The 12,104-nt window shown below is 70.9% G+C and carries 8 protein-coding genes; 3 read left to right on the top strand and 5 right to left on the bottom strand.

Features of this window, described 5'->3' with window-relative positions; translation table 11 throughout:
- Positions 1–38: 38 nt before the first annotated feature.
- The 5 genes from topA to LL648_RS03305 form a co-directional block, all read right to left on the bottom strand.
- Positions 39–2,744: a type I DNA topoisomerase gene (gene topA, locus LL648_RS03325; RefSeq protein WP_232660857.1), complete on the bottom strand. Its 2,706-nt coding sequence runs from the start codon at positions 2,742–2,744 to the stop codon at positions 39–41.
- 351 nt (positions 2,745–3,095) lie between these two features.
- Positions 3,096–3,689 carry a hypothetical protein gene (locus LL648_RS03320; protein ID WP_232660856.1) on the bottom strand — a complete coding sequence of 198 codons (594 nt, stop codon included), beginning with the start codon at positions 3,687–3,689 and terminating at the stop codon, positions 3,096–3,098.
- A gap of 72 nt (positions 3,690–3,761) precedes the next feature.
- On the bottom strand, positions 3,762–4,343 hold the full coding sequence (locus tag LL648_RS03315; RefSeq protein ID WP_232660855.1) for a hypothetical protein: 582 nt from the start codon (positions 4,341–4,343) through the stop codon (positions 3,762–3,764).
- A 98-nt stretch (positions 4,344–4,441) separates the two neighbouring features.
- Entirely contained in the window at positions 4,442–5,029 is a 588-nt protein-coding gene (locus LL648_RS03310) for a hypothetical protein (RefSeq protein ID WP_232660854.1), read from the bottom strand.
- A gap of 209 nt (positions 5,030–5,238) precedes the next feature.
- Positions 5,239–7,557, bottom strand: a complete 2,319-nt coding sequence (locus LL648_RS03305; RefSeq protein ID WP_232660853.1) for a sodium-translocating pyrophosphatase — start codon at positions 7,555–7,557, stop codon at positions 5,239–5,241.
- A 307-nt stretch (positions 7,558–7,864) separates the two neighbouring features.
- On the opposite strand from LL648_RS03305, the gene LL648_RS03300 reads away from it, so the two are divergent.
- The 3 genes from LL648_RS03300 (at position 7,865) to LL648_RS03290 (ending at position 12,104) form a co-directional block, all read left to right on the top strand.
- Positions 7,865–8,758 carry a hypothetical protein gene (locus LL648_RS03300; RefSeq protein ID WP_232660852.1) on the top strand — a complete coding sequence of 298 codons (894 nt, stop codon included), beginning with the start codon at positions 7,865–7,867 and terminating at the stop codon, positions 8,756–8,758.
- Between the two features lie 21 nt (positions 8,759–8,779).
- On the top strand, positions 8,780–11,167 hold the full coding sequence (locus LL648_RS03295) for a DEAD/DEAH box helicase (RefSeq protein ID WP_232660851.1): 2,388 nt from the start codon (positions 8,780–8,782) through the stop codon (positions 11,165–11,167).
- A 577-nt stretch (positions 11,168–11,744) separates the two neighbouring features.
- Positions 11,745–12,104, top strand: a complete 360-nt coding sequence (locus tag LL648_RS03290; RefSeq protein ID WP_232660850.1) for an effector-associated constant component EACC1 — start codon at positions 11,745–11,747, stop codon at positions 12,102–12,104.

Genomic DNA, 12,104 nt, shown 5'->3' with positions numbered 1-12,104 from the left:
GTCTGACCTGCCCGATCTGCCCTGCTCGATCCGCTCGCCTACTTGGCGGGGGCCTTTCGCTTGGCGGGGGCCCGCTTTGCCGGAGTCTTCTTCGGTGCCGGTCCGCGGGCCCGCCGCTCGGCCAGCAGCTCGGAAGCCCGCTCGTCCGTGATCGTCTCGACGGCGTCGCCCTTGCGCAGCGACGCGTTGGTCTCGCCATCGGTGACGTACGGCCCGAACCGGCCGTCCTTGATCACCATCGGCTTCTTGGTGGCCGAGTCGACGCCGAGCTCACGAAGCGGTGGGGTGGCGGCGGCGGTGCGCCGGCCCCGCTGCTTCGGTTGCTTGTAGATCTCCAGGGCTTCCTCGAGCGTGACCGTGAACAGCTGCTCCTCGCTGGTCAGCGAGCGCGAGTCGGTGCCCTTCTTCAGGTAGGGCCCGTAGCGGCCGTTCTGAGCGGTGATCTCGTCGCCGCTCTCCGGGTCGTTGCCCACCAGTCGCGGCAGCGAGAGCAGCCGCAGGGCCTGCTCGAGCGTGACGGTCTCGGTGGTCATGTCCTTGAACAGCGAGCCCGAGCGCGGCTTCGGCTTCGCGGCCGCCTTCTTCTTCGCGCCGTTCGTGCTGCTCGTGCCGTTCGTCGTGGCCTCCGGCGCGGCCGGCTCCGGAAGGATCTCCGTGACGTACGGGCCGTAGCGGCCCTCCTTCGCGACGATCTCGTGGCCGGTGACCGGGTCGACGCCGAGCGAGCGGCCCTCCTGCGGCACCGAGAACAGCTGCTCGGCGACCTCCGGGGTCAGCTCGTCCGGCGGGAGGTCGTCCGGCAGGTTCGCGCGTTGCGACTCGCCGTCGCGCACCCGCTCCAGGTACGGGCCGTAGCGCCCGACGCGCACCACGACGTCGTCGAAGACCGGCACGGAGTTGATCTCGCGGGCGTCGATCTCCTCGAGGTTGACCCCGACGAGCTTCTTCAGTCCGCCCGCGCGGGCCACCGAACCCTCCGAGCCCTGCTCCCCGCCGAAGTAGAAGCCGGAGAGCCAGTCGGTGCGGCCCTGGCTGCCCGCCGCGATCGCGTCGAGCTCGTCCTCCATCGCCGCGGTGAAGTCGTAGTCGACCAGCCTGCCGAAGTGGTGCTCCAGCAGCCCGACGACGGCGAACGCGATCCACGACGGGACCAGCGCCTGTCCCTTCTTCCAGACGTAGCCGCGGTCCTGGATGGTCTTGATGATCGACGCGTACGTGGAGGGTCGACCGATGCCCATGTCCTCGAGCGCCTTGATCAGGCTCGGCTCGGTGTAGCGCGAGGGCGGGTTCGTCGAGTGGCCCTCCGGGGTGACGGCAGCCGCGACCAGCGGCTGGCCCTTCACCAGCTCCGGCAGGCGCGACTCGGCGTCGTCCGCCTCGCCACCGGCCTGGTCGTCGACCGTCTCGACGTAGGCCTTGAGGAAACCGGGGAAAGTGATCGTGCGGCCGGACGCCGCGAACGTGACGTCCTCACCCGTTCCGGCGGTCCCCGTGATCCGGATGCTGACCGTGGTGCCGCGCGCGTCGGCCATCTGTGACGCGACCGTGCGCTGCCAGATCAGCTCGTAGAGGCGGAAGTCGTCGCCGTCGACCTCGCGGGCGATCTCGCCGGGCGTCCGGAACGACTCGCCCGCAGGGCGGATCGCCTCGTGCGCCTCCTGGGCGTTCTTCACCTTGCGCGTGTATTGCCGGGGCTGCGGCGAGACGTAGGCATCGCCGTACAACTCGCGGGCCTGAGCGCGCGCTGCCGCGATCGCCGACTCCGAGAGCGTCGTCGAGTCGGTGCGCAGGTAGGTGATGTAGCCGTTCTCGTAGAGCCGCTGCGCGCTGCGCATGGTGCGGTCGGCGGAGAACCGCAGCTTGCGGCCCGCCTCCTGCTGCAGCGTCGAGGTCATGAACGGCGGGTACGGCTTGCGCGTGTACGGCTTCGACTCGACCGATTCGACGGCCATGTCGCGGCCCTGCAGCGCCTCCGCGAGGCGGCGGGCGCTGGCTTCGTCGAGCGCGCGCACCGTGCTGCCCTTCAGCTGACCGTCGGGGCCGAAGTCGCGACCGGTCGCGACCTTCGTGTCGTCGACGGCAACGAGCCGCGCGGGGAACTGCCGTGGGCTTGCCTGCGCGCCGGCGTCGAGCTGCGCAGCGATGTCCCAGTACGACGCCGACACGAACGCCATGCGCTCGCGCTCGCGCTGCACGATGACGCGGGTCGCCACCGACTGGACGCGGCCTGCCGACAACCGCGGCATGACCTTCTTCCACAACACGGGGGAGACCTCGTAGCCATAGAGCCGGTCGAGGATCCGGCGGGTCTCCTGCGCGTCGACGAGGTCGTGGTCGAGCTCGCGGAGGTTCTCCACCGCGGCCCTGATCGCCGGCTCGCTGATCTCGTGGAAGACCATCCGGCGCACCGGGATCTTCGGCTTGAGCGTGTCGAGGAGGTGCCAGGCGATGGCCTCGCCCTCGCGGTCGGGGTCCGTCGCGAGCAGGACCTCGTCGACCGACTTCAAGGCGTCCTTGAGCTCGGCGACCTTGCCCTTCTTCTCCGGCGTGACGATGTAGAGCGGGGTGAACTGGTTGTCGACGTCGACGCCGAGCCGCGCCCACGCCTCGCCCTTGTACTTGGCCGGCACGTCGGCAGCACCGCGCGGCAGGTCACGGATGTGCCCGACCGACGCCTCGACCACGTAGTCCTTGCCGAGGTACTGCTGGATCTTCTTGGCCTTCGTGCCCGACTCGACGATCACCAGCCGGCGCGTGGGACCCGCGGACGAGGCCGCCTTGGGCGTGCCGGATCGTCGGCCGCCTGCCCCATTGCCGCGCGAGGCCCCCTGCGTTGCGGGCTTTGAGCTGGTCGTTCCGGTTGCCACCTGGTCCTACTCCATCGTCTACGGCCGTGCATGGGCCCGACCGTTCTGCGGTACGCCGCGCCGGATGCGTGGGTGCCCGAACTCCGAGTATGCGTGTCCCCCGTCCGGCTGGTGCCAGAACCCCACGTTCGCACACCCACCCGCCGTGTCGCGTTCGTCACGTCGAGCCACACCCTAGGCATGAGCCCGATCCGCGCTTACCGCGCCGCGAGAGCGTAACCGTGGCTGTCAAGAAGCCGAACGGCCCCAGTACCTCGGCCACGCGTCCGACGCCACCCGCGGCGGGATCGGGCCGACGAGCTCGACGAGGCGCTGCACGCGCCGCGTGCCGCTGATCCGCAGTGCGGGAATCCGGCTCAGCCGCGCCGGTGGGATACCGAGTCGGGTGGTCGCCGCGATCAACGGGAGGTGGGTCTGCGGTGCGTGCGGGTCGAGCATGAACACGTATCCGCCACGTTCGTCCGTCCATCCCGCGGACAACGCCCATAGTGCCAACGCCGCACCGTCGAGCTGCCATTCCCCGGGAACGCTCTTTACTGCGCCGTGCGTCCACGCCTTGGCCATCCCGACCAGGTCGCAGCGAAAGGCGCTGCGCAGGGCGGTGCCGCCGTTCTCGGTCGGCACCTGATCCATCCGCACGCCGACGGCCGCGGCCGCGGCGATCACCGCGGGGGCGCGGCTCGGGTCGTGCAGGACGATCGAGACCCTGGCCTGGTCGCCGGCACCGAACCGGACGATCTGGCCCGGTCCGCACAGCAGGCCGGCGAGATCGCTCAGCCGCGCGGGGCGGGCGTCGGCGGCGAACATCGACAACTGCGACACGAGCGGAAGATTAGAACACGCGTTCGATAATCGGGAGTGCGACTCGCCGAACGGTCGGCGAGTGCAAGGCGGTTACCGCGGCACCGCTGAGGCGAGCGTCGACAGTTGCTGGCACGACGGCGCCCGCTCGGCGGCCTTCTGCAAACGCTGCACGCTGGTGAGCGCACCGAGCGCGTCCGGCGCCTTGATGCTCGCGACCGTCGCCTCGACCTGGCCGAGCGTCGCCGAGAACCGCGCACCGTCGGCCGGGTCGGCACCGTCGATGGCGGCCTTGGCGCCGGTGAAGTCCTGCTCCAGCAGCGTCATGGAGTTCTGGACCTTGTCGACTACACCGCCGCCGCCGTCGATGGGGGAGCGGCCGATGGTGTCGAGCTGGCTGCGGCCTTCCTTGATTCCGGAGCTGACGGCGCCGAGGTAGGCGCTCATCGTCTTCTGGACCGTCGGCAGGTCGGGGCTCGCGCTGTAGTCGGGCTTCTTCGTCGCAGGATTCGCGAACGCGAGCACGGCTGTGCAGAGCCGCCCGGTCCAGGCGACAGGGTCGCTGCCAGGGCCCTCCGCGGGCGCCGGCGCGCGGTCGGGGCCGGGGGCGCCCTGCACCGTGGCGCTGCACCCCCCGACGACCAGCGCCAGCAACGCGCTGATGAGAAGGGTCATGCGAGTGGTGCGGGACATGAGCGCGGGCTCCCGATCGGGTGACGTTGACCGCAGGCCAGTGTGCCCGGGGGCCACGGGCACGGGTGTGGGCGGGCCCGTCAGCCGCCGGGCTGCGGGATGGCCTTGCACTTCGGTGCCTGCTCAGCGGCCTTGTCGAGCTCCGGCGATGCAGCGAGGCCCGCGGTCGGATCGGGCAGCGTGGCGAGCGCGGCGAGCGGCTTGACGGCTTCCTTGAGCGATGCCTCGTCGTTGGGGTCGGCGGCGTCGATCTTGGTCTTGGCGTCGGAGAACGACATCTTGATCGATGTGAGGGCGTCCTTGAGCTTCCCGACGACTTCGTCGCCACCGCCGACCGGGGCCGGCCCCACCGCCTGCAGCTCGGTGATCGTGGCGCCGAACGCGGTGTCGAGCGTGCCGAGGTAGCCGCTGATCTTCTGGACCTTGATGGGCGTGGTGTCCTGCGGGTCCTTCTTCGGAGCCGTCCGTTGGGCGTCCGCGAGCGGGAGGAACGCTCCGCACACCTTGTCGACCCATGCCACCGGTGTGGCCGGAGCCGCGGCGGAGGTCGGGGCCGCGCTGGCCGGGGTCGCGGCGCCCGCGCCAGAGACGCTGCTGGTGCAGCCGGCACCTGCCGCCACGACGAGCACAGCGGCGGCGAGCGAGGCTGGACGGGTGAATCGGGACATGGATCCGGCTCCCGGATGGGTGTTGACGTCGACAGACAGTGTGCAGTGTGGTGTCGGTCACCCAGGTCGTGGGCCACGGGTGCGGCCGTTCAGGGAACAACGGGCGCCGGGTTCATAAGCAACGCGTGACGGCGAGAACGTCCGCTGGAACGCCGAAGGCCGCCCGCCCCGAACGGGACGAGCGGCCTTCGGTCGATGCGGGGGAACGGTCAGCTGACCGTGCTCTCCGCGGGGGTGTCGGTGATCGACGTGGAGCGCCGCTTCGAGACGACAACAGCAGCCACGATGATCACCAGCGCGACGAGCGCGATCGCGATCCGCAGCGGAGCCGATGCCGACTCGCCGACCGAGAAGGTCACCACGGCCGGAGCGATCAGCACCGAGACCAGGTTCATGACCTTGATCAGCGGGTTGATGGCGGGGCCGGCGGTGTCCTTGAACGGGTCACCGACGGTGTCGCCGATGATCGTGGCCTCATGAGCGCTGGAGCCCTTGCCGCCGTGGTTGCCGTCCTCGACGAGCTTCTTCGCGTTGTCCCACGCGCCACCGGAGTTGGCGAGGAAGATCGCCATCAGGGTGCCGCAGGCGATCGCGCCGGCGAGGTATCCGGCCAGCGGGCCGACACCGAGGCCGAAGCCGACCGCGATCGGGGCGAAGATCGCGAGCAGGCCGGGGGTGGCCAGCTCGCGCAGCGAGTCGCGGGTGCAGATGTCCACGACACGGCTGTAGTCGGGCCGCTCCGAGTAATCCATGATCCCCGGGTGGTCGCGGAACTGGCGGCGCACCTCGAAGACGATCGCGCCGGCTGCGCGGGTGACCGCGTTGACCGCCAAGCCGGAGAACATGAACACCACAGAGGCGCCGATGATCACGCCGACCAGCGTGTTGGGCGCGAACACCTCGTAGGCGAACGCCGTGCCGGCGTCCTGCAGTTGCACACCGGCGCTCGCCAGCGCCTGCGTGATCGCGTCACGGTAGGAGCCGAACAGCGCGGTGGCGGCCAGCACGGCCGTCGCGATCGCGATGCCCTTGGTGATCGCCTTGGTGGTGTTGCCGACGGCGTCGAGCTCGGTGAGGATCGCGACACCCTCGCCCTCGACGTCGCCCGACATCTCGGCGATGCCCTGCGCGTTGTCCGACACCGGGCCGAACGTGTCCATCGCGACGATCACGCCGACGGTGGTGAGCAGGCCGGTGCCGGCGAGCGCAACTGCGAACAGCGCCACCGTGATCGAGCCGGTGGCCAGCGCGAACGCGCCGAACACCGCCGCGCTGATGACCAGCGCCGTGTAGACGGCCGACTCGAAGCCGATCGAGATGCCGGCGAGGATGACGGTCGCCGGGCCGGTCAGCGAGGAGCGCCCCACGTCCTGGACGGGCTTGTCCTCGGTGCCGGTGAAATAGCCGGTGAGCCACAGGATGATCCCGGCCAGCACGATCCCGATGATCACCGCGATGGAGGCGATGACCTGCGGGTTGGAACCGCCCATGTCGGCGACGACCGTCGTGTCGGTCGGGTTGCCGAGGCCGCCGAAGGTGTTCGGCAGGTAGGCGAACGCCGCGGCCACGCACAGGAGCGCGGAGATGACCGCGGAGATGTAGAAGCTGCGGTTGATCGTCTTGAGACTGCTCTCGCCCTCACGGGTGCGGGTGATGTACACGCCGATGACCGCGGTGAGCACGCCGATGGCGGGCACGATGAGCGGGAAGAGCAGGCCGTGCTGACCGAATGCCGCGCTGCCGAGGATGAGCGCCGCGACGAGGGTGACCGCGTACGACTCGAAGAGGTCGGCCGCCATGCCGGCGCAGTCGCCGACGTTGTCGCCCACGTTGTCGGCGATGGTCGCCGCGTTGCGCGGGTCGTCCTCCGGAATGCCTTGCTCGACCTTGCCGACGAGGTCGGCGCCCACGTCGGCAGCCTTCGTGAAGATGCCACCGCCGACACGCATGAACATCGCGAGCAGCGCGGCGCCGAACCCGAAGCCTTCGAGCACCTTCGGTGCCTGGCCCGCGTAGACGAGCACGACGACGGCCGCACCGAGCAGGCCGAGACCCACCGTGAACATGCCGACGACACCGCCGGTGCGGAACGCGATGCGGGTCGCCTTCTCGCGGCCGCCCGCCTCACGCGCTGCGGCAGCGACGCGGATGTTGGCGAACGTCGCCAGCCGCATCCCCGAGTAGCCGATCGCAGCCGAGAAGGCGGCGCCGACGAGGAAGAAGATGGAGCGCCCGATCCGTTCGCCCATGTCTTCGGCCGGCAATGCGAGCAGCAGGAAGAAGACGACGACAACGAAGATGCCGAGCGTGCGGAACTGACGATTGAGGTACGCCTTGGCGCCCTCCTGCACCGCTTGACCGATCTCCTGCATCTTCGAGGTGCCCTCGCTCGCGGCGAGTACCTCCCGGCGCAGGACGAAACCGATGACAAGTGCAACGAGGGCGACCACCGCGACCACACCGACGAAGATGCGGTCCGTCGCGCCGAGCTCTAGGCCCTGAGCGGCGAGGGTGGTGGACAGGGACATCCGTCCTCCTGGTTCAAGTGGATCACTTGGCCAGGGCACTCAGACGGCGTCCCTGGCGTCACGACAATTCGCCCGTCGCCGCAGGTAGGCGCGATGCGAGCCACCGCAGTGTAGGAGTGTGACGCAGAGCTCCCCCGACGGGAGGTGCCCTGTGGACGGGCAATAACGATTCCGTCTCGAAATGATTGAACGCTCCCCTTCTCTGAACTTCGAGGTTTCCTTCGCTTGTGAGGTGGACGTGACGGGCGCGCGGCGGTTGTTGCTTTGCGCATTCGCCGCGCTCACGGCCCTCTTGATCGTTTCGGTCGTGTTGGCGGCCAGACCCGCCGGCAACGGCGTGGGCGAGGGCTCCGAACCGGGTGGGAGCACGGCTCCGCCGGCCACCGGTGACGACGAAGCCGCCGACCCGGCACCGTTCGGTCTGCTGGCATCGACCACGACTGCCGTTCCGCAACCTGAGCGCGGATCGGCACAACGGGGGGTGGCGGCCGCCGAAGGCGCAGCCCGCCCGTCGACGACGCTGGCGGTGGCCGTGCTGGACCGTGCCACGGGCGAGCTGGCCGTCGGGAATCGTGGTTCCGAGCCGTTCCTGACGGCGTCGCTCTCGAAGATCGTGTTGGCCGTCGATGTGCTCGACCGGAGGCGCACGGAGGGCCTGATGGTGTCCGACGCCGACGTCAGACTGATCCAGCGTGCGCTCGGGCCGAGCGACGACACCGCGATGAGCGCGTTGTGGGGTTTGTTCGACGGACCGGGCGCGGCCGGGCGGATCGGTGCACGGCTCGACCTCAGCGGGGTCGGCCCGCCGCGCGACCGGTCGCAGTGGGGCGAGATGTCGGTGCCGGCGGTGGACATGGTCCGCATCTGGGCGCACATCCTCGACGGGATGCCGGTGGCGGATCGGGAGATCCTGCTCGGTGCGATGCGCTCGGCTCCTCCACGGGCCAGGGACGGCTTCGACCAGGCCTACGGCCTCCTCGTGCCCGGCGCCGCCGACCAGGGATCGATCGCGAAGCAGGGCTGGATGTGCTGCATCTCCGGCACGTACTACCTCAACAGCGCGGGCGCGCTCGGCTCCGACAGCCGGTTCCTCGTGACCCTGCTGACCAGGCAACCGCGCGGGCCGGGCTGGGAGGCCGCTCGGCAGGAGCTGGACCGGATCGCCATCGCGACCGGGCAGGCGCTGCAGACCTCCGACTGACCTGTGTGCCAACCTCGGGACATGGGTGCGGCGGACAGGCGGGCGGGCGGTTCGCCTGTGGCCGCACCCGGGCGCGGCGAGGTGCTGCTGCGCAGGATCCTCGCGGGATCCGGCCTGGACACCTCGATCGAGCCGGATGCCGATCCGGAGCGCCCCTTGCGGCACGTCGTCCGGATGCCACCGCGCGCCGCGGAGCACGTCGCATGGCCCGAGTGGGTGCCGGTCGACGTGCGGGCGGCGTTCGTGACTGCCGGGGTCGAGCGCCCCTGGCGGCACCAGGTCGAGGCGGCGGCGCTGGCGCACGCCGGGCACGACGTCGTGCTCGCAACCGGCACCGCCTCCGGCAAGTCGCTCGCCTACCAGCTCCCCGTGCTCTCGGCGTTCGCGATGGATCCGCGCGCGACCGCGCTCTACCTCTCGCCGACGAAGGCGCTCGCCGGCGACCAGCTCCGCGCTGTCGAGCAGCTCGGGCTCACCGACGTCCGCGCGACGACGCTCGACGGGGACACGCCGACCGAGGGTCGTGACTGGGCGCGCAGGCATGGTCGGTGGCTCTTCAGCAACCCCGACATGCTGCACCGCTCGGTGCTCCCGAGGCACAGTCGCTGGGCCGCCTTCCTGCGCCGGCTCACCTACATCGTGATCGACGAGTGCCACACCTACCGCGGGGTGTTCGGATCGCACGTCGCGCTGCTGCTCCGTCGTCTCCTGCGGGTCTGCGCCCGCTACGGCACGCGCCCGACGATCGTGCTCGCCTCCGCGACCGTCGCCGAGCCCGCCGACTTCGCGACCCGGCTCACCGGGCGGGCCGTGGCCGCAGTGACCGCCGATGCCTCTCCGAACGCGGGCCGGACGCTCGCTTTGTGGGAGCCGCCGCTGCTCGCCGAGATCACCGGGGAGAACGGCGCACCGGTGCGGAGGGCCGCGGGTACGGAAGCCGCACGGATGCTCGCCGACCTGGTGCTCGAAGGCGCTCGGACGCTCGCGTTCGTCCGCTCCCGGCGTGGTGCGGAGATCACCGCGCTCGGCGCACAGCGGATCGTCGCCGCGGTGGAGCCGGCGCTGGTGCCGCGCGTCTCGCCGTACCGCGGTGGCTACCTTCCCGAGGAACGTCGCGCGCTGGAGGCTGCGCTCGCCGGCGGGGAGCTGCTGGGGGTGGCGACCACGAACGCGCTGGAACTCGGGATGGACATCGCCGGGCTCGACGCGGTGGTGGTGGCCGGGTTCCCCGGCACGCGGGCGTCGTTCTGGCAGCAGGCCGGGCGGGCCGGGCGGGCCAAGGACGAGGCGCTCGTGGTGCTCGTTGCGCGGGACGACCCGATGGACACGTACCTCGTGCACCACCCGGAGGCGCTGCTCGGCGCGCCGATCGAGGGCTGCGTGCTCGACCCGACCAATCCGTACGTGCTGGCCCCACACCTCGCGTGCGCCGCCGCCGAGCTGCCGTTGACGAACGACGATGTCGACAACGTCTTCGGCGGGCGGCCGGCGGCGGAGCTCCTCGACGAGCTCGTGCGTGACGGAGTGCTGCGCAAGCGGCCCACCGGCTGGTTCTGGCCTTCGACCCGCGAGCAGCCGGCCGGTTCCGTCGACATCAGAGGATCCGGCATCGGGCAGGTCGCGATGGTGGAGACGGGCACCGGGCGGATGCTGGGCACCGTCGACGGCGGTTCCGCACCCGCGACGGCCCATCCCGGCGCGGTGTACATCCATCGCGGCGAGAGCTACCTCGTCGACTCTCTCGACCTGGAGGCCGGGGTGGCGCTCGTGCATCCGGCCGAGCCGGAATGGCGGACCGATGCGCGCTCGACGGCGGACGTCGAGGTGGCGCGGGTGGTGCAGACCGAGCGCTACGGGGCCGTCCGGCTCTCGTTCGGCGAGGTGACCGTGACCTCGCAGGTGGTCGCGTACCAGCGCCGCGCGCCAGAGGGGACCGTGCTGGAGACGGTGCCGCTCGACATGCCGGAGCAGACTCTGCACACCCGAGGGGTCTGGTACGACATCGACGACGCCGCCCTGGCGATGGCCGGCATCACACCGGCCCGGGTGCCGGGCGCCCTGCACGCTGCTGAGCACGCGGCGATCGGGTTGCTGCCGCTCTTCGCGATATGCGACCGCTGGGACATCGGTGGGATGTCGACAGCACTGCACCCGTACACCGGCCGTCCGACCGTCTTCGTGCACGACGGGCATCCCGGCGGCGCCGGGTTCGCCGAACGCGGCCACGCGCTCGTGCGCCGGTGGTTGGCCGCGACGATGGCCGCGATCCGGGACTGCGAGTGCAGGACCGGATGCCCCTCGTGCGTGCAGTCGCCGAAGTGCGGCAACGGGAACGCGCCGCTGGACAAGGCGGGGGCGGTCGTGGTGCTCGACCTCGTGCTCGCCGCGCTGCGCGGGCCGGTCGGGTAGACCGCCGCCGGCCGGCCCCATCGGGGGTCGGACCGGCCGACGACGGCCATGGCGCGGTGGAACCGGTTCGGGGGTGGGCGTCGGGGGACGCGCCGGCCCCACCGCAGTCTGGGGAGCGTGATCGTGGGTGTCGCGCCGGGAAGTCCGGCGTGAGCGGTCTCCAGTAGGCATCGTCGGGGCCGGTGTCGCCAGCGGGTGTCGCCGATCGGTGTTGCTGCAACGACGAGCGCGCGGGATCGCCGCTGATCCGCGGTGTGAACGGTCGGGAACCGTCCAAAGAAGAACCGATCGTGCCTTCACCCGCCCGACAGTCAGCCCCGACCGCTTGCCGAGATCGATGGCAGCGGCGCCACACCATCGGGTGACGGCACTGCGCGCGGCAGTTTTGGGCCCGGTGGTCCGAACGCTGCGCCCGACGGCCGCCGCTCTGCGCGAGCGTCGCCGGTCGCGCAGCGTATTGCCTGGACAGCGGACCGTTGCGATAACGGAGAGCCTGATCGCGACGAACTCCCCGCTGGTGGGCTGCGAAGGGAGTGCCGTGTCAGGTGACCACGCAGAGCGACCGGGGGAGATCCTGGTGAGGCTGCAGCCACAGGACGACCTGGAGGACGAGGAGCGGGAGCGGCTCGCCCGCCAGCTCGGGGCGGAGTTGCGTGAGCTGGACATCGACTCGCTGACCGCGCTCGGCGACCGTCGGGCCCCGGCCGGGGCCAAAGGTGACCCGTTCACGTGGGGCGAGTGGCTCATCACCTTGAGCGCCGGCGGCGGGGTCTTCACCACGATCCTTGCGACGTTGCTCGGCTGGCTCGGGCGCAACCGGGCCGGGCACACGGTGAAGGTCACGATCGACGGCGACACCCTGGAGCTGACGGGCGCTACGTCGGAGGAGCAGCAGCGGATGGTCGAGGCGTTCGTCCAGAGGCATTCCGGGACCTGA

The organism is Pseudonocardia sp. TRM90224, assembly GCF_021245725.1.
Taxonomy (GTDB): Bacteria; Actinomycetota; Actinomycetes; order Mycobacteriales; family Pseudonocardiaceae; genus Pseudonocardia.
This window is presented reverse-complemented; position numbering and strand designations above follow the sequence as displayed.